Annotated in this window: 9 protein-coding genes; 2 read left to right on the top strand and 7 right to left on the bottom strand. The window is 56.6% G+C overall.

Annotated features, from left to right (window positions below; all coding sequences use genetic code 11):
* Positions 1–207: 207 nt before the first annotated feature.
* The 3 genes from Poly41_RS13435 to Poly41_RS13425 form a co-directional block, all read right to left on the bottom strand.
* On the bottom strand, positions 208–1,656 hold the full coding sequence (locus Poly41_RS13435; RefSeq protein WP_146526694.1) for a DUF1501 domain-containing protein: 1,449 nt from the start codon (positions 1,654–1,656) through the stop codon (positions 208–210).
* A 1-nt stretch (position 1,657) separates the two neighbouring features.
* Positions 1,658–3,952: a PSD1 and planctomycete cytochrome C domain-containing protein gene (locus Poly41_RS13430; RefSeq protein WP_197231311.1), complete on the bottom strand. Its 2,295-nt coding sequence runs from the start codon at positions 3,950–3,952 to the stop codon at positions 1,658–1,660.
* Positions 3,953–4,128: 176 nt separating this feature from the next.
* Positions 4,129–5,484, bottom strand: coding sequence for a sulfatase (locus Poly41_RS13425; protein WP_146526693.1), 1,356 nt, complete (start codon positions 5,482–5,484; stop codon positions 4,129–4,131).
* 374 nt (positions 5,485–5,858) lie between these two features.
* Here Poly41_RS13425 and Poly41_RS13420 point away from each other — a divergent pair, with 374 nt between their 5' ends.
* Positions 5,859–8,648, top strand: coding sequence for a glycosyl hydrolase family 95 catalytic domain-containing protein (locus Poly41_RS13420; protein WP_146526692.1), 2,790 nt, complete (start codon positions 5,859–5,861; stop codon positions 8,646–8,648).
* 138 nt (positions 8,649–8,786) lie between these two features.
* On the opposite strand, the gene Poly41_RS13415 is transcribed toward Poly41_RS13420, so the two are convergent.
* The gene (locus Poly41_RS13415) at positions 8,787–10,319 is read right to left on the bottom strand and encodes a sulfatase family protein (protein ID WP_197231310.1); all 1,533 of its coding nucleotides are present in this window, start codon (positions 10,317–10,319) and stop codon (positions 8,787–8,789) included.
* Positions 10,320–10,589: 270 nt separating this feature from the next.
* On the opposite strand from Poly41_RS13415, the gene Poly41_RS13410 reads away from it, so the two are divergent.
* On the top strand, positions 10,590–12,365 hold the full coding sequence (locus Poly41_RS13410) for an arylsulfatase (protein WP_146526690.1): 1,776 nt from the start codon (positions 10,590–10,592) through the stop codon (positions 12,363–12,365).
* A gap of 581 nt (positions 12,366–12,946) precedes the next feature.
* Here Poly41_RS13410 and Poly41_RS13405 read toward each other — a convergent pair.
* The 3 genes from Poly41_RS13405 to Poly41_RS13395 form a co-directional block, all read right to left on the bottom strand.
* The gene (locus tag Poly41_RS13405; RefSeq protein WP_146526689.1) at positions 12,947–14,464 is read right to left on the bottom strand and encodes a sulfatase family protein; all 1,518 of its coding nucleotides are present in this window, start codon (positions 14,462–14,464) and stop codon (positions 12,947–12,949) included.
* Positions 14,465–14,475: 11 nt separating this feature from the next.
* Complete coding sequence (locus Poly41_RS13400) at positions 14,476–15,975, bottom strand: sulfatase family protein (protein WP_146526688.1); 1,500 nt, start codon at positions 15,973–15,975, stop codon at positions 14,476–14,478.
* Positions 15,976–16,047: 72 nt separating this feature from the next.
* Positions 16,048–19,368: a glycosyl hydrolase gene (locus Poly41_RS13395; protein ID WP_231615641.1), complete on the bottom strand. Its 3,321-nt coding sequence runs from the start codon at positions 19,366–19,368 to the stop codon at positions 16,048–16,050.
* Between the last annotated feature and the right edge of the window lie 16 nt (positions 19,369–19,384).

Genomic DNA, 19,384 nt, shown 5'->3' with positions numbered 1-19,384 from the left:
TGCGTTTTTCGTTGTACCCGTCGCTCACACGGCCTCTTGGCACGTGCTTCCGGTCCGATTTTCGCCGGATTTCCGCCGGGACGCAGCATTATACTACGGAATCGCTCTCGGAGGCAGAAGTAGAGCGATTGAGTTCAACCGGACCAACCGATCGTTGTTTCCTGCTGTCAACTTCGATCAGCTCGCGACCGAATGGGACTCGGTGAATTAGGAAGCAACGATCTGTTTGACAATTTTTCCGTGGACGTCCGTCAAACGGAAATCGCGTCCCTGGTAACGATAGGTCAACCGCTCGTGGTCGATGCCCAACTGCCTCAGGATGGTGGCTTGCAGATCATGGACGTGCACCGGATTTTCCACGACGTTGACGCTGTAATCGTCTGTTTCTCCGTAGGTCATTCCGCCGCGAATACCGCCACCGGCCATCCAATAGGTGAAGCAGCTCGGGTGATGATCGCGGCCATACACTTTGTCGGTAAGTTTGCCCTGGCAGTAGATCGTCCGCCCAAACTCTCCGCCCCATACGACGAGCGTGTCGTCGAGCATGCCCCGTTGTTTCAGGTCAGACAGCAGAGCGGCGGTCGGTTGATCGGTATCGCGACACTGGGCGGGAACCTGTTTCTGAGCGTTGTTGTGAGCATCCCATCCCCTGTGATAGAGCTGGATAAAGCGGACGCCGCGCTCGGCTAATCGACGAGCCAACAAGCAGTTGTAAGCGTATTTGCCGACTTGCGTGGCCTCCGGTCCATACAGGTCCAGCACCGCTTTCGATTCGCTCTTGAAATCAATCAGTTCAGGGACACTCATCTGCATGCGGTAGGCCAGTTCGTATTGCGCAATGCGAGTCGCAATGGCGGGGTCGTTGAAATGGTCGGCGCTCTGCTGATTGAGTTTTTGGATCGAATCGAGCATGCGACGGCGCTGTGGCCGCGTCACGCCGTCGGGATTGTAGAGGTCGAGGATGGGGTCACCTTGGCTGCGAAACTTCACGCCCTGAAACCGGCCGGGCAAGAAGCCAGCACCCCAGAGGCGATCGTAGAGTGGCTGCCCCGCTTTGGCCGAACCGTTGGAGGTCAGCGCCACAAATGCGGGAAGATTGGCGTTGTCGCTGCCGAGCCCATAGTTCACCCATGCCCCCATGCTCGGGCGTCCCGCGATCACGGACCCAGTTTGGCACAGCGTTGCAGCTGGGTCATGATTGATGGCCTCCGTGTGCATGCTCTTGATCACACAGATGTCATCAACCACTTTGGACAGGTGGGGAAGGTTCTCGCTGAGCCAGGTTCCTGATTGACCATGCTGTGCAAACTTAAAGACGCTCGGCGCCACAGGAAAAGACTTTTGACCCGACGTCATCGTGGTCTTTCGCTCGGCGGGATAGACCGACGTGGGGACCTCCTCGCCAAAGTGTTTTGCTAGGCCCGGCTTGTAATCGAAAAGATCGATCTGGGAAGGACCACCCGACTGAAACAGGTAGATCACTCGTTTTGCCTTTGGCGCAATATGGGGTAAACTAGGCAGGGCGCCCGTGGCACTTGCAGTTTGCTCGGATGCATTCAACAGAGCCCCCATCGCGATGGATCCCAGACCCATTGCCCCTCGCCCGAGAAACGCACGGCGTGTCTGTAACAAATTGAATTCGTCCGCTGGGTTCATGTCAATTCTCGGTGATGGATTCGTCGAGGTTGAGGACGGTGTTGGCGATGAGCGTGTAGGCGGCCAGTTCGGTAGGATCGAAACGGGGGTCGTTGGGCTTTTCCCCAATGGCCAGCAATCGCTCAGCCGCAGTTGAATTCTCTTGGAAGTCCTTTCGATAATCACGAAGATCTTGGATCAGTAGCGTGAGTTCCTCTGGTCGGGGTTTGCGGCTCGTCACGCTCCGGAAAAGCCGCCCCACACGCTGGTTGTCGGAGAGGCCATCCTCGCAACAGACTCGTTCCGCAAGGTGGCGTGCAGCTTCGACGAAGGCGACGTTGTTCATCAGCGTCAGCGCCTGCAAGGGTGTTGTGGTTTGGTCCGACCGTACGATGCAGGTCTCACGGGCGGCAGCGTTGAAGACCATCATCGTGGGTGGCGGAACGGTGCGCCGCCAATAGGTATACAGGCTGCGGCGGTAGAGGTTCTCGCCCTCGTCCTGCTCGTACTTTGCATTGGAAATGCTGCTCCAAATTGCGGGTGGCATGTAAGGCTTCACCGAAGGGCCACCAAGCTTCTCCACCAACAATCCGCTCGTGAACAAGATCCCGTCACGAAGCGCACTGGGCGACAGCCGTTTGCGCGGGCCGCGAGCGAGCAGTCGGTTTTCGGGATCGCGTTGCTGCAGCGCTAACGAAGCCGCGGATCCTTGTCGGTAAACGGCGCTGGTTACGATTAGTCGGTGCATCGCCTTGACATCCCAGCCGCTGAGGACGAACTCGGTCGCCAGCCAATCAAGCAGCTCCGGATGACTCGGCAATTCGCCCTGGACTCCAAAATTCTCGCTGGTCTTTACGAATCCGATCCCAAAATGATGCTGCCAGAGGCGATTGACGGTCACTCGCGCCGTAAGCGGGTGTGCGGGATCCGTCAGCCAGCGGGCGAGGCCGAGCCGATTCCTCGGCCACTTGTCGTTCCATCCGCCTAGGGCTGAAGGCGTAGCCGGATCCAGCTTTTTGGATTTGTCGGGTTGATCATACTGGCCGCGTTCCAAACGAAAGGTGTCGCGTGGTTGATCGCGCTCATGCAGCACCATCACGGTGTCGGCACTGCCGGCCTGCGGACGCGGAACCGATGTCTGACTCACCTTCACGATTGCTGGTTCGGGGATGACGAACTCGGCCTCCTGTCCTTGCAAGTTCGGCCAACTATCGGGCACTTTGATAAACGGCGGGCTGTTGCCATTGTTGGGTCCAAGACCCGCCTCGTCGATAGAGTGAAAGAACGCGAACAGGCTGTAGAAATCATCTTGGGAAATGGGATCATACTTGTGATCGTGACAACGGCAGCACGTGAGGGTGAGCCCAAGGAACAAGGTTCCGGTTGTCTCGACCCGATCCGCGACATATTCGACAATCCACTCCTCTGGAATCGCGCCGCCTTCGGAATTGATGCGGTGGTTGCGATTGAATCCCGTTGCAACCTGAGTCAGAAAATTGCGGTCGGGCAGAAGATCGCCCGCCATCTGTTCGGTGATAAATTGGTCGAAGGGCATGTTGTCGTTCAGGGCTCGGATTAGCCAATCACGCCACACCCACATGTAGCGCAGGCGGTCGTTTTGATAACCGTCCGTATCCGCATAGTGGGATGCTTCCAACCAATCCAGTGCCATGTGCTCGCCGTAGCGAGAGGATTCCAACAAGCGATCAACGGCCTGCTCGTAGGCATCGTTTGATTCGTCGGCAAGGAAGGCATCGAGCTCTTCCAGGCTGGGGGGGAGTCCCGTCAGATCGTAACTCACCCGTCGCAGCAGGGTTGCTCTATCAGCCTCCGGTGTGGGCTCCAACCCTTCCTGATCCAGCCGCTCCAAGACAAAAGGATCGATGCCGTTTCGCGACCACGTTCGCTTCTCGTCCAGGGGCAAATCCGGTCGTACCGGCGGGATGAACGCCCAGTGACGATCGTCCTCAGGCCAGATAGCGCCTGCTTCAATCCACTGAATCAAGTTGGCACGATCCTTGCGACGCAACCGGCGGTTGGAATCGGGTGGGGGCATCTGGATGTCGGAATCGTCGCTGGTGAGCCGCTCCAGCATTTCGCCGGACGTCAGCACGTTGGACTGCAAGGCAGCCGTCCGATCATCGAATCGCAGATCCGCTTCGCGCGCCTTAGCATCAGGACCATGACAGTGATAACAGGCATCGGACAACACCGGCCGAATGTCGTTAGCAAAATCGGGCTCCGCCGCTTCCACCGTACCGCAGCACACCACCGTCAACAGGAATGAAACGATCGGTGTCAGGGTTTCAAATTTCACTTTAACCTGAGTTTCTTGGAGGGACTCGATTCGAAAGGAGATTGCTCGCTCGGGCACGCTTTCAATGTTTACTCTGCTTCCTTTCGCACAAACGTACTCGTCTTTGCGTTGCCTGCTTGCGGGTTGCAGCCTGGCAACGTGCTCGACGACCGTGTGCGTGGTTGATCGGGCGTGTGTTATTTTGATGTCGCCGGAGCGGCATCGCGAGTCGGCAAGTGCTGTTTGAGTCGTTGAATCACTTTCGACGATTCAGGCCTGCTGGCAAGGTTGGTCCATTCATAAGGGTCATGGGTGTGATCGTAGAGTTCTTCGCTGCCATCCGCATACCGAATGTACCGATGCTGTTCCATTCGCACGGCGTGATTCCGATAGCCATGCGTTGTGATTGCCGGGTCCGTCCATGCGGACGTAGGATCTCGCAACAAGTTGACGGCACTTTTGCCCTCAACGTGCGATGGGATGTCGATGCCAACTAATTCGCACAACGTCGGGTAGATCGTCATGAAGTCGATCGGTTGCTTGCACTCGGTACCCGCTTGGGTCACACCGGGCGCGACCCAGATCAAAGGAGCTCGTGTGGGTTCTTCCCACAACGCGAATTTGCGCCAATGGCTCTTTTCGCCAAAGGACCAACCGTGATCACCCCACAAGACGATAATCGTATTATCGGCGCGGGGGCTTTTCGCGAGACCATCCAACAGGCGGCCGATGTTCATGTCGGTATAGGCGCAGGTCGCTAAATAAGATTGGATGGCATCCTTCCATCGGCCGGACTTCAGAAATCGGGCGTGATCGCCGGTGGGTTTGGCCATCCTCACTCCGGCTGCGGGCAGATCGTCGAGATCGTTCTCTCGATGGGGTGGCAGCTGAATCTGTTCGCGCGGAAACATTTCGTAATACTTGCGGGGAACCGCAAAGGGCAGGTGTGGCTTGTACAGACCGCACGCCAGAAACAATGGTTTGTCCTGTTCTTTGCACAGCTGTTCCACGCACCAATTGACCACGTGCCAATCACCCAGGTCTTCGTCCTTCAAATCGTGATTCATTGGATTGTGGAAACCATCGTCCTTCTTCACCTCTGGGCCATCTAAGGAGTAGAGCTTGGGGTCCATGTACTCGGACCACTCCGATTCAAAATAGGTTTGGCTGTGGTAGATTTTCCCAGCACCGACGACATGATAGCCCGATTTTTTGAACTGGTTGCTCAGTCCAAAACCCTCGGTCGTATGTTGCTTCCATGGGTCGGAGTTCAGGTAACATCCCGTTGTCCAGGGACGTTGGCCGGTCATCAAGGCGGCACGAGCAGGGTTGCAAGCAGGGACCGCACAATAGGCGCGTTGAAACGTCGTTCCCATCTTCGCCAGACGATCGACATTAGGCGTTCGTGCTTGCGGATTTCGCCCCAAGTGTGTGACCCATGCATTGAGATCATCGACAGCAATGAACAACACGTTGGGACGTTGAGACTCTGCGGCCGGTGCGGACTCGGCATTCCCAAGGCCAAGGCACAGTACGCCCAGCAGGGCCAGCATGAGGCATTTTTCTTTGGCTAGGTTCATACGGACCTCAAACGCTGGGCAGTCGGTGTGGAAAACGGAAAGACGCGGGCTCTTTATCATACAACGCCACGTGGCATTGGACAAACACCTGAAATCTCGCTGCAACTTGACGTGTCTCTTCCTTTTTGCACCGCCCCTTGCTCGAAGTCCAATCGTCAATTTGCCCTTAGAGCCAATCGCTTGTTTGCATCCTGGCGGAGCGTGGTGCACAATACTTCCACAAAGAGCAAATCAAAACAATCTGCTGGGATCTCTTGTTTTCCTCGCTCGTCCCCAAATGGCGGTCGCTCAAGCGAAGCAGGTTCCCCGCGGAAGATCCCTCCACTCTCAATGAGTTCTCTCCTGTCATGCATTACTCGCTGCCCCTCCTTTTATTGGTCCTTTCCACCGTTGCTGGCGCAGAGGCACCACCGCTCCTGCTTCACTATGACGAACCCGCCAAATCTTGGGCGAGCGAGGCGCTTCCGGTTGGCAATGGCCGGCTCGGCGCGATGGTCTTTGGCGGTGTGGAATCCGAACGGATTCAATTGAACGAAGAATCGTTGTGGGGCGGTCCCCCCGTACCCGAAACCAAACCTGAATTCCGCGATGCATTCCAAAAGGCACGCCAACTTTGGTTTGAACACAAAGAAAAGGAAGCTCAGGATCTCGTGCAGCAACACATGGCGGATCGCATCTCGCCGCGAAGCTACCAAACACTCGGCGACTTGACGATTCGAATGGCAACGGACGGCGGCGCATCGAAGGTTAGCTGCCCAAGTGAACATGCTTCGCATTTTGGGAATCAAGCGGTCGGCGCGGCCAGCGACGGAGATCCCTCCAGCAAGTGGTGCGTTACCCATGAAGGGAAGCCTGTTGTTTGGCAAGTCGAGTTTCACCAACCGACGGCACCGCCCGGCTACACTTTCACTTCGGCCAACGACGTCCCCCAACGAGATCCCTCGAACTGGACGCTTGAAGGATCCGAGGATGGAGAACATTGGGAACTCGTTGACCAACAGCAGTCCATCGCAGCGATGAAGAAACGCGGTGCTCAAAGTCGCTACACGATTGCCAACCCGAGACCGTTTCGCCACTACCGTTTCACGTTCGAACCCAACCCGAGTGTCAAACACTTTCAGCTCGCAGAGATCGAGTTTGACGGCATCTCCGTTGCAACGGGTTTCTCGGATGCGGAATTGGTAGGTTACCGTCGTGAACTCGACCTCGATCGCGCGATCGCCACGACGACGTTTACGATTGACGGAGTGACGCACACGCGAGAGGTCTTCGCGTCTGCCCCCGACGACGTCCTTGTGTTCCGCTGGACTGCGGACAAACCAGGCAACATCAGCGGCTCATTGGCGTTGAGCCGACCCGCCGACTTCACCGTGGATTTGTTTGACAATGTCAGCATTGCGATGCACGGCCAGGCGAACCACAATGGCGAACAACCTGGTGTTCGCTTCCATTGCCTATTGCGTGCGGTTGCGGATGGCGGCACCGTGAAAGGAGACGGCGATGCCAGCCTCCAAGTCACGGGTGCGAACAGCCTGACGGTCTACTTGTCGGCTCAAACCAACTACCATCAAGGCGACCCCAGCGAACCGCTCGCTCTCGATCTTGCAGCGGCTAACGCGGCCATTATCAAACGGGCACAGACGCAACCGATCGCTAAGTTGCTTGCGTCTCACCTGCAAGCACACCAAGAACTGTTCCATCGCGTCTCTCTCGATCTTGGTGGCTGGGATGCCGCCGCACGTCCGACTGACGAAAGGCTCGCTGTGATCAAGAGCCAGTTCCAGACAAACTCCTCCGAGTTGCCCGTTTGCACCGACCCAGCCCTGTTCTCGCTCTATTTTCAATTTGGTCGTTATCTTTTGATCTGCTCTTCAAGACCGGGAAATCTTCCCGCGAACTTACAGGGGATCTGGAACGACAAGATCGAAGCGCCCTGGAACTCCGACTACCACACCAACATCAACGTGCAAATGAACTACTGGCCCGCCGAGGTGACCAACTTGTCGGAATGCCATGGACCGTTCTTTGATTTTATCGAATCGCTTGTTCCCTCCGGTCGGAAAACTGCCAAGGCAGCTTTTGGAGCACGCGGTTTTACCATCGGTCACACCACCGATCCATGGTTGTTCACCACTGTCTTTGGCAAAGTCCAATATGGCATGTGGCCACACGGCGCGGGGTGGTGCAGTCAGCATTTCATGGAGCATTATCGATTCACCGGTGACCGAGGTTTTCTCGAACAACGCGCCTGGCCGACTCTTCGCGAAGCCGCCCTGTTCTACCTGGACTATCTCGTCCTCGATCCGAACAGCGGAAAATTAGTTGCCGGTCCCGATACCTCACCCGAAAACCGCTTTCGAATCGCCGGCGAAAAGGAGGTGCTTCAAATTTCGATGGGAGCCTCGATGAGCCAGGAGATTATTTGGGATGTCTTCAGCAACACGCTCGAAGCGGCCGACGTTCTTGGCGTCCAAGATCCCGTTCTGGACGAGATTCGTGCCGCTCGCGAAAAACTCGCCGCACCCCAGATCGGTAGCGATGGACGGCTGATGGAATGGGCGCTACCCTACGAGGAAGCCGATCCAGGCCATCGCCACATCTCCCATCTATTCGCTGTTCATCCGGGTCGCCAATATAACCTGTTGTCGGCACCGAATCGGGTCGAGGCCGCAAAGAAATCCATTGACTTCCGACTCTCGAAAGGCGGTGGTCACACCGGGTGGTCACGTGCCTGGATCATCAATTTTCGCGCCCGGTTCCATCAAGCGGATGAAGCCTGGCGAAACTTGCATGCACTGCTCGGAAAATCGACCACGTCCAATCTCTTTGACACGCACCCGCCGTTCCAAATCGATGGGAACTTCGGAGCAACCGCCGGCATCGCTGAAATGCTAGTCCAGAGTCACATTGGCGATAGCAGAGACGGATACCTCATCGAGCTGCTGCCGGCGCTTCCGACACCATGGCGAAGCGGCTCGGTCCATGGGCTTCGAGCTCGTGGTGGCTTTGATGTGGATCTGCGATGGAAGGAGGGACAGCTTGAAGCGTTCCGATTGCGACACCCCGCCCAAGCCGTTGCTCGCGTCGCGGTGGACGGTCAAACGCGTAACGTCAAAGCCGACAACACCTGGCAGTAGCCAAACGCCCGGTCAAGGCGGCAGGGCTGCTGCTCGCTTCGCTTGCACGGCACGACGTTTGGGTCTACGGATTCTTGCCCTTCCGTTTGCTGCCGGACCTTTCCGGGTCAAAGTCGGGGTTCAAGTCGGTGGGGATCGTCACGGCTTCTCCCATGGCAAACCGGCCCACCAGCTTACATCAGCGTGATTTGGCTGCTTGGGTCCGGGTGTGCTGCGCCCTCGTTCGATGATTTGGCGCAGCTCTTCGGTGAGTTGCTGTACGAGTTCCGGATGGCTTGCCTGAAGATTTGACCTTTCTTTCGGATCCGCTTCTAAGTCGTAGAGTTGAACGGGCGGAAGACCTTGCTTGTCGGCTTCCGACTCGCTAGGTGGACTCCAACCACCCGAGCCACGGCACAACAGCAGCTTCCATTTTCCTTTGCGGACTGCGAAATGCCCTGAGACGGAATGATGAACGACAAGCGGATGCAGCGGGGTCAACTCCTGATCGCCAATCAAGGTCGGAAGCAGACTCACGCTGTCTTCCGCGGCGTCAGGTGGAAGAGGGTGTTCAAGCAACGCTGCACAGGTACTCATGATATCGGCCAGTGTGATCGTCTGGTCGCATCGGCTGCCGGGCTGAATATGGCCGGGCCAACGCACGAAGAACGGGACTCGGTGTCCCCCCTCGTATGCATCTGCCTTCCAACCTCGCCAATGTTCGTTCAAATGTACGCCGCCCGCATTGAGCGAAGCAAAGTCAGCTTTGGGTGATGTTCCATTGTCGCAGGTGAAGAAGACCACCGTGTTGTCAGCCTGCCCCGTCTCCTTCAAAGCACGCAACAGTTCGCCGACCGCGTGGTCCGTCTGGATCAGGAAATCAGCGTACTCGCTGACGTTGGATCTGCCACGAAAATCTTCGTGTGGCGCGATGGGCGTGTGCGGCGACGGCATCGGGACGTAAAGAAAGAAGGGTCGCTGCTGTTGGGCACGATCGCGGATGTATTCGGAATACCGTTTCGAGTACTCGGACAGGACGGCACGAAAGTCCCAGTCGGCAACGGCCGGACCAGCGGAGACGCCGAGCATGGCCCCCGCTTTCATTTGCGTCGTGATCTCACCTAGCAATCGATCGTTTTCTCGCCACGCATACGGCGGCCAATTGGGAACATCGTCGCCAAAGTAGTTGTCAAAACCATGATCGTTTGGGCCGCCCTTGACGGACGCTGTGAAATCAATCTGGTCGACCTTTTCGGTCACTCCACCGCCCTGCTTGGGCCAATGCCAACCGAGATGCCATTTGCCAATGCATGCTGTGTCGTATCCATGTTCTCGAAACATCTCGGGCAACGTCAGACGTTGGTCCTCGATCAATGGACGCTCCCACTTGCCCACGATTCCGCGTTTGAGCCGAGAACGCCAGTTGTATCGCCCCGTCAGTACACTGTAACGTGTCGGTGTGCACACACCTGACGTCGAGTGCGCGTCGGAAAACGACATGCCTTCACGTGACAACTCGTCAATCGAGGGAGTCTCGAGTCCCAATTTGCCGTTCATTGCAGAGACCGAGTCGATGCCCATGTCATCTGCTAGAATGACGATCACGTTGGGACGGTTGGATTCAGCTGCCTGGAGGGCGGTAGAGATCGCAAGCACCGCTAAGACGAGTGGAACACTCAGGTAGGGGGTCATCGGTAGGGAGATCCTTGAAAGGGATAGCATCGAGCGAAAAAAAATGGCTTCATCGCTGACAGCGATGTCTGTGTTGGGTTCCGTGTTTGAGATCGGCGTTTCATTCTACCGCTAAGGGAATCGTTTGTGTTGTTGCTCCCGGTGGCATCACCATTCGATACACTGGTGCTTTGTCAGAGCTTAGAATTGGGGTAGGACGGACCACTGGAAAGCAGCTGGTGGAAGCGTGACAGCGACCCCATGAAGACTCGATCAACCTGGAGCAGACGGATGAAGCACGCGACTCAATGGATCCTTTCCAGCCTGGCGGCTCTCGTCGTATTGGGAGCCATGGCAGAATCTGCGGCGGCACGCCGCCCCAACGTCGTCGTGATCCTGACGGACGATCAAGGTTGGGGTGATCTTAGTATCAACGGCAACACGAATCTTTCAACGCCCCATGTTGATTCGCTGGCCGCCGAGGGCGCAAGACTTGAGCACTTTTATGTCTGCCAAGTGTGTGCGCCTACTCGTGCCGAGTTCCTGACCGGTCGCTACTATCCTCGCACCGGTGTTAGCGGCGTCAGTCGCGGCGAAGGTCGATTGAATGCTGAGGAAACAACCATTGCCGATGTCTTCAAGTCGGCTGGGTACGCAACCGGAGCCTTTGGAAAGTGGCACAACGGGACTCAACCGCCGCTACACCCAAACCAACGCGGCTTCGATGAGTATTACGGGTTCACGTCGGGACATTGGGGCCACTACTTCAGCCCGCCACTCGATCACAATGGCACACGAGTCCGAGGCAGAGGATTCATCGTGGATGATTTTACCGAGCATGCAATCGACTTCATTAATGACAACCAACAGCAACCCTTCTTTTGCTACTTGCCGCTCAACACACCCCATTCGCCGATGATGGTTCCAGACGCTTTCTATGAAAAGTTCAAAGATGCGGATTTGGCCATGCGTCACCGCGACCCCGACCGAGAGGACTTGATGATGACACGCGCTGCGCTTGCCATGTGTGAGAACATCGACTGGAACGTCGGGCGGGTGCTCAAGACGCTGGACGAACTGGGCCTGCGAGAGGAGACGATTGTCGTCTACTTTTCCGACAACGGTCCCAATTCCTATCGTTGGAACCAAGGCATGAAAGGTAAAAAGGGATCGCTTGACGAAGGTGGGTTGCGGTCACCCTTGTTCATCCGCTGGCCAGACCACATACGCGCCGGGGCAAGTATCCCCCAAATCGCTGGCGCAATTGATCTGTTGCCAACGCTGGCCGATTTGGCAAACATTGATCTGAAGATCGACAAGCCGCTCGACGGAACAAGTCTTCAGCCGCTACTCCTCAACGAAACAACGACATGGCCATCTCGAATGCTGTTTGCAGCGAAGAAGAAGGAAGTCAGTGTTCGTACCCAGCGGTTTCGACTTGATTCGACTGGAAAGTTGTTCGATATTGACAAGGACCCTGGGCAGCATGTCGACGTGTCGGAAGAGTATCCCAAAGCCGCATCCGAGTTGAGACGCAAAGCACAACTGCACGCCGAGGAGATGAATGCGTGCTTTGACAAGTTTTCGGGACGACCGTTTCATGTTGGATACGGGCCAAGCACGACGCTACCCGCGCGTGACGGCGAGCCCCATGGTGCCATACAGCGGAGCGCAAAAGCGCCGAACAATTCTTTTTTCAAGAATTGGACAAACGTTGACGACTACATCCATTGGCCAATCGACGTGGGTCAGCAGGGCGACTACGAGGCGATCGTGTACTACACCTGCGCCGCCGGAAATGAAGGTGCAAGAATCACTCTCTCGGTGGCGGAGGTGTCCGTCAGCCAGATCGTCCATGAAGTATTTGATCCGCCCCTCTACGACAAGTCAAAAGAACGCGTCGAGAATTCGCATTACTTCGTCAAGGATTTCAAACCGCTCCCTCTTGGCGTGTTTCACCTCAACAAAGGAAGCTGCGAACTTCGACTCGGCGCTGAAACGATGACCGGCAGCGGGCTGATCGATGTTCACTCTATCGATCTCATCCTCAGGACCGACTCCGATTAACGCTCTGTGCCGATTCAACCTTAGCCCGGATTATTCACGGCGCAAGTTGGTGTACCGCCTTTCGAGAGAACACAACTTAGTGAGTGCCCGGTAGCCGTGACCACGACGTGGTCAAAGAGGGTAGCCATGGGCTGAGCGCAGCGATGCCCATGGATAACTCGACATAGGTGATTTGCCGATCCTGAAGGGATCGCAGAACCACGCCGGAATCTGCGACCACGACGTGGTCGACGGTTCGATCGAGGAACAGGGGTCCGGGGGTGTTCGCTTCGCTTTCACCTCCGGCTACCCTCTTCGACCACTCCGTGGTCGTTATCCTTGGTTGAACCCATTTCCTAAGTTAGACGCTCTTTTGAGGCGGCAGCGGTTGAGAAATGCCGGCTAAATCCGGTACACCAACGTGCGCAGACTGCTTCTCGACTCATTGCCGTAAACCAGACGAGTGAATGTGCTTATGATGCATTTTCAAGAATCCATGAATAGCCCGGGTTAGCGTTGGGGTGGTAGCGGAAGTCGCCAAGTCTTTCGACGATTCACGGAGCAGACCGAAACGCTTGACCGTGCGGAGTTCTTGATCAAACTCATTTGGGTTTGTTCGCGGGGCTCTGCACCTTGAAGTCTTCCGGCTTCTTGGCTTGCCTGGAGTGTTGGTAAAAGTACGGTATGCAGCCTCGATCATCCACCGAATATCCCCACTCCATCAGGTAGTGATGCTTGGGGAAAAATAGATCGCCTGTTTGCTTGAGTTTCGATTGCAGTTTGTCGTTCAGTTCTGCCTGCAAACGGACATGGTCAGCATCGCCAATCAGGTTGTTCATCTGGTACGGATCCATTTGGTTGTCGTACATCAGCCAGGGGCCGTCCTGATCGCAGACATAGGTGTATCGTGCGGTGCGTATCGCTCTAAATTCCTTGCCGCCTGAGTATCCGGCGAAGGGAGACACCGACATGACCAGGGCGGCCCGATCTTCATCGGTCTTGTTGTCCTGGATCAACCGTGATAGATCCTCTCCTTCAATCGTATCCGGAATCGCGACACCAGCGAGCGACAGCAACGTCGGCAAAAGATCAGGAGTGTTAACCGGCGTTTTTACCGACTTTCCGTCGTGGCCAGCAAGCAACGGATAACGGACCAGCAGCGGAACGCGTATCGACTCATCCCACGGACGCTGCTTCTCATAGGAGGGTTGCCCCTGCGAGCCAAGCATTTCACCATGGTCGGATGTAAAGACGAAGATCGTGTTCTCGGCTTCACCGGTCTCGGACAGGGTCTTGAGCAGTTCTCCGACGCAACGGTCAAGCGCGGAGCAATGGGCGTAGTAACCCTGCGCCTCTTTCGCGGCCCTGTCCTGCCCCTGTTCCGGTACGTTTGGACGTAACTTGATCCCATCAACCGGATACCATTGTTTGAGTTCCTGCGGCGCGGAGTGATGAGGAAAGTGGGGGCCACCATAGGCCACCATCAAGAGAAAGGGATCGTCGGCTTGGGCATGGCTTCGGATGTAGTCCTGGGCGTCCTTCGTTTGGGCATAGGCGTCATAGCCATTCCACTTTCGGAGGGTCGGGTCATCGCCTGCGTAGTAGCAGGAGTCGTTGTATTGGTGCGTGCACTCGAGAACTTTCCAATAGTCAAAGCCCTGGCGTCGCTCGCGGGGAATGAAGACGTCACGGCCATGTCCGTCGAGGTGCCATTTGCCAATGTAGCCCGTTTCGTAACCGACTTTGTTGAGAATCTCGGCCATGCACAACTCCTCGGCTGGCAAGTAGAGATCGTTCAAGAACATTCCCGTGCTGAGCGGATAGCGACCGGTCATCAGCGAGGCGCGGTACGGGGTGCAGACGGGGCAGACAGAAACCGTGTTTTCAAAATGGATGCTCTCGGCGGCCAAGGCATCCAAATTCGGCGTCTTCACATTGGGGTCACCGGCATAGCCAGTGGCCTGAGCTCGCCACTGGTCCGTCAGCACAAAGACAATGTTCGGTTTGGATGTCGGTTTTCCCCTACACGGAAGCGACATCCCCAGGCTCAGCGTCAGTGCCGTCCCGTACAACAAACAACGGTGCAAAAACGGGCGTCTGGACAGGGAATCGTTTTCCATTCGATGCTTCCTTAAGGACGAGTGATTGTGCGTTGAGACTTGAGAAACTTCAGCAATTCCCTTGTCATGGTTTCGCGAGGGTTCCGCGACGCCGCAAGGTCTGGATACAGATCGTACCACTCCTGAGGGTCTTCGGCCAAGTTGTAGAACTCGCCGCCGATGATATCGGCAGCCGTATACATGCACGCATTGTCGTCTGCCCTGCGTTTCATTCGAAGGATGAGTTTGTAGTCAGCGGTTCGCCACATGAAAGCGGCCTCGTTGCCGCGCTCGTGCAACGAGGAGAATGACGCAGGCCTTCTCTCCTTGCCCAACAGGTTCATCCCAACCGCCTGCTGCGGAATCGTGATGCCCGCAGCGCCAAGTACAGTGGGGTAGAGGTCGACCAGCTCGGCCGGACGATGGTCGGTCTTGCCTTGCAGTTCCTCGGGAATCGCGGAGCCCGACAGGATCAGTGGTACGCGAACGCTGGACTCATAGAGGCAGTACTTGTTGAACCGATAGAAGCGTTCGCCGAGCATTTCGCCATGATCGGAGCAGTAGACAATCAGGGCGTTGTCAAGGACACCTTTTCGCTCCAGCTCCCTCAACACCCTTCCGAACATATCGTCGATCCACGTGCAGTTGGCTCGGTAACGCATGGTCATCAACCGCCACTGCTCATCGGTCGCTTTCCCCCAATAGTCAACGTACAGATCGCGTCGGTTGACACCGGCGGCATGGGGAGAGCGGTCTTCCGTCCATGGCGGCTGTTTGGCGTATTCGACTTGATCTAAGCGGTATTGCTTCTCATATCCGGCGGGGACGTTGTGACCCGCGTGTGGCTTGAGGAAAGACAGGTAGAGAAACAAAGGACGCTCAGGGTCGAGTTTGCTGTCGATGAAGTCCAAACATTTGCCCGTTACCCAGCCATCACGATGTTCCAGCTCCGGCAGCTGGCTGGTGAACCCGAGGTACCCAAGATTGTTCTCCTCGCCTGCGCCCATCGTGTGGCTTTCGGAATCGTATCGCTTTTTTGCGTCCGGAGCGTCATCGATCATCATGACAGCGTCTTTTTCCAGACACTCGCCGATGTAGCGGGTTTCGAAACCACGAGTGGAACAGGTCACTCCCCAATGTGTCTTGCCGAAACCGGCGGTCTGATATCCGGCATCTCGGAACAATTCGGGTAGGGGCTGCGAGGGCAGTTGCCCGTCCGGTATACCGCGCCCGTTGCGAAGAACGCCTGTTTGGTTGGGATACAACCCCAGCATCATCGAGTTGCGACTAGGGATACACATGGGCGCTTGGCAGACGGCTTGATCGTAAAAAACGCCCGATTGGGCGAGGGCGTCTAGGTTGGGCGTCTTGACGATCGAGTTCACTCTTCCCAATGTGTCCCAACGGTGCTGGTCGTCCATCAAGAAAATGACATTGGGCTTGCCGATCGGGTCATCCGCTGCATGTGTGAAGGCCGCGGCAAGAACAAGAATCCACGCGGCGGTCAATCTGGATGAGTATTTTCGGGTCATGTCTATATTCCTGTTGAGACGACTTCTTTGTGATCCTTTTGAACGATGCCGATTGAAATCGTTCGACCGGATTTATGGTGTTTCGATGGTTTGAAGATGAACGGGACCCAGAAGCCCCGAGGGCTCCAACTGCCACTGTGGTGTGACGCTGACATTGGTCTTCGTCAGGCGTTGGTCCTCGGGCAATGCTTGATCGCCAATCAAGCGGTTGCGCCACGAGTTGACCACCTCGATTTCCAATTCATTATTGCCGGACTTCGCGGCCTTGGATATGTCCAGCCGGAAGGGTGGTCGCCAAACCACGCCGAGATCGGTTCCGTTCAGCTTCACCCTGGCGATGCCGATATCCTTGATCTGACCGAGCTCGATGGCGAACGGTGCGCCCGTCGAATTGCTCTGCATATGGAAAGTCGTCCGGTACACCGCCTTGCCAGAGTAGAACTTGATCCCTGGGTCGCGATGCTCGGTCCAACTCATCAGCTTCTCGAAGCGGACGGGCTTCTTTGGACCACCCCATTTTGCATCGAACGTGACGTCCCACGGACCCGAAATCGATTGCGTCGTCCTGTAGATCGGGAAGTTCGGACCCAAACTTCGGTCACCCGAGGATGCCTTTCGGAAGACGACGAAGATGCTGCCGTAGGCATCGAACTGCAAAGGCACGTGGGTGCGCCCATCGACGAACTTGAAGGTACGGGCGTCTTGTACCGATCCATCGACCGCGTCCCAGAGTTCGGGAACTCGGCCATCGCAACGGAACAGCACATCCGCGCGGACAGCCTCGCCATTTGCTTCGGACAGAAAATAAACATCTGCATCGCCGATTTGGTAATGGATCCAATGGATTGCGGACGCAGAACTTTCATCTAGAAAATCGACGTCTTCAGCGATGCCATCCGCTGTTAGCAAATCGCGAGCCGGCATCCCCCAGACCACGCGCCCGGTGCCAACCCTGCGACTGCCTTTCGAGTCGTCGATTGGGTCCGTCGTCCCCCAGAGTCCGTCCGCGAGCTTCTCGTAGCGCTGCTTGCCATCCGCGCCCCCTTCAAGGCTTACGGCACGCACCGGCTTGGGCCCAAGGACCGTGGCCCCGCCGCGAACCAACTCGTCCACCTTGGTGATTGCGCCCAGCGACAAAACGCGATGGTCGGGCAGAACCAGTACGCGATACTCCATGCCCGATGGAAGCTTGAGCCGTCCCTTCTCGACCGTCAAGCTCGACAACAAGGATTCCTCGCTGATGACATCATAATCATAGCCGGGCAGCGCGCCGGCCGGATCCGATTCTTTCAACGTCGCAATGTTCGGGATGTGATCACCGTAGTAGTAAACCACATCGGCTACGAAGTCAGCTTGCTGGGCCAAGTACTGACAACGCCTAAAATAGTCAATCACCGTCGGTGCATCGTCCCACCAAGTCACCTGAGGATTGAAATGGGTACCTGCGAAGTACTCCTGGCCGGGGATCCCCATCTCTTTTGGCGAGCAGGTGAAGGTGTGGGTGAACAGTAGATTCAAACCCGCACAAAACTCGTGATCAAAGCTCGGCTTCATGTGTGCCGATGGCGAGTCGTTCCAGTGTGGGCCGATCGTGGTGAAGCCTTCCGCGCCAACGAGTTGTTTGCCATAGGTGTGTGCGGCGGATGAGGCTTGCTTGACGAAAAATCGATTGGTCGCTTTGGGGCGATGCGGTGACGGTGACCAGAACTCGCTCATCATCAGCTCGCTACGGCCATAGTTCTTCATTCCGTCCAGTGGTCCTGCATGCGGGCCAGAACACTCGGGATGCGTCGCCATCCCATGGTCGCGTGCCCGTTCGGCCAAGTGAGCGTAATGCTCCGCGACTCGGTCACCGATGGTCTTGCGAAAATCGGCGAGGAAGGCGTTCGAGTCTTCACGGCTATCGACGACGTATCCCGCAAGAACCGCCAGCCAGGGAAGTGGGTCATAGCCGCGATTGCGCTGAAACGTCTGATCAAAACCCCGCGTCCAGTTCATTCCGCCGCCTTCCCAGCTGTCAGTGTGGACGTAGCGCAGCGTCGTGCCAGCGAGAGGGCCGATCGCCCGAAACACCTGCTCAAGATTCCGAGTCCAATAGGCGTCAAGCGAATCCGGGTTCATGTAGTCCAGCACGCGGCCGGCCCATCCGTTGCTCTGAGTCGAAACATGCGCGCCGGTGTCGGTGTGTCCGATCCGCAAGATCACCCAATGCCCCTTGGGAACGTCCCATCGAAGCACTCCCTCGTCGTCCATCTTTGCGGAGAGGTTGCGAATCTCGCTGCTTCTTACCGCGACTTCACCATCCAGCGCGGGATCCGTCTCTAGCAGGAAGCGGCAATCGGGCGCCGAGCCGCCGAGTTCCCGTGTAGCATCCTTGAGGTTCAGGTCTTTTATCGGACGAAAGGCTGGCGGGGATGGGATTCCAATCCCAGCGAGCGAGATCTCTGAAACCTGGACATTGCGGGGTTTGCCTCGGACGGGGTTGACATCGTACGAACTTGTGAAGAGAAGCCTGACAAACTTTGCCTGCTGCGGTTCAAAGCTCAGATTGAGTGCTTCGCCGTCCTGCAGCGAGGCATCTTGGATCGTGCGAAACGTTCGATTGTCCAAGGAGACTTCGATCGTGCATTCGCGCGGCCCATATCCCGGGCGACCCTGCAACAGCAACGCCGAGATTTCTGTCGGCTCGGACAACGTCAGCAGCAGCCATTGGGGGTTGTCAAGGTCAGGCCCCTTGTCCGATACCCAAAAGGTCGCGGGATCCCGATCCATCGCGAATTCCACAGGCCTATTTTGCTGCGATGAGCTGGCCAGGAGCACGCACCCTCTTTGCGCACTTGCGGCTGTCGATGTGCCTGTTTGCATGTCTGGAATGGGAATCGCAATCACGGCCACGTCCTCGTAGAACACTCGCGATTTGGGAGCTGATAGCGTCTTTTCAAAAGCCACCGGCCCCACAACCTCGGTCTTTGACCAAACGAGCGTTTGTGTCGCCTCTTCCGCCGTCACGTTCGGTCCACCCAGATTCCAGCCGCTTTGGATATTCAGGCTCAGTTCAAGATCCAAACGCTTTGCCTCTTGGCAAGCGTGCACAAACAGCTCCGTCCATTCGGGAGATGCAAACACCGGACCGGCGGGGACTTTGCGATTCCCGCGTTGATCGCTGCCGTCGGCGTCGAAAATCAACGCTCCGCCGAAACCCTTGGCTTTCATTTCCTCCAAGTCACGGGAAATGGCCTCCTTCGTGACATTGCTGTTGAGCCACCACCAGAAGGCGCGGATCCCCGCGCTGTGCGGCGGACTTCGAAACCCCGCCTCCCACTCGTCCGCCGTTACGGCGGAACAAATCAAACAAAACGCTACGAGAGAGATCGATGCAAGAACGATTCGCATCCGTTGGTTTCCTTTT

This window comes from Novipirellula artificiosorum, from assembly GCF_007860135.1.
Classification (GTDB): Bacteria; Planctomycetota; Planctomycetia; order Pirellulales; family Pirellulaceae; genus Novipirellula_A; species Novipirellula_A artificiosorum.
The sequence above is the reverse complement of the archived record's forward strand: the minus strand, read 5'-3'. Positions and strand labels throughout refer to the sequence as shown.

Bases quoted from the DNA above. Each gene is read 5' to 3' on its own strand.
- Poly41_RS13435 (WP_146526694.1), bottom strand. From the start codon at position 1,656: ATGAACCCAGCGGACGAATTCAATTTGTTACAGACACGCCGTGCGTTT.
- Poly41_RS13425 (WP_146526693.1), bottom strand. From the start codon at position 5,484: ATGCTGGCCCTGCTGGGCGTACTGTGCCTTGGCCTTGGGAATGCCGAG.
- Poly41_RS13420 (WP_146526692.1), top strand. From the start codon at position 5,859: ATGCATTACTCGCTGCCCCTCCTTTTATTGGTCCTTTCCACCGTTGCT.
- Poly41_RS13415 (WP_197231310.1), bottom strand. From the start codon at position 10,319: ATGACCCCCTACCTGAGTGTTCCACTCGTCTTAGCGGTGCTTGCGATC.
- Poly41_RS13410 (WP_146526690.1), top strand. From the start codon at position 10,590: ATGAAGCACGCGACTCAATGGATCCTTTCCAGCCTGGCGGCTCTCGTC.
- Poly41_RS13405 (WP_146526689.1), bottom strand. From the start codon at position 14,464: ATGGAAAACGATTCCCTGTCCAGACGCCCGTTTTTGCACCGTTGTTTG.
- Poly41_RS13400 (WP_146526688.1), bottom strand. From the start codon at position 15,975: ATGACCCGAAAATACTCATCCAGATTGACCGCCGCGTGGATTCTTGTT.
- Poly41_RS13395 (WP_231615641.1), bottom strand. From the start codon at position 19,368: ATGCGAATCGTTCTTGCATCGATCTCTCTCGTAGCGTTTTGTTTGATT.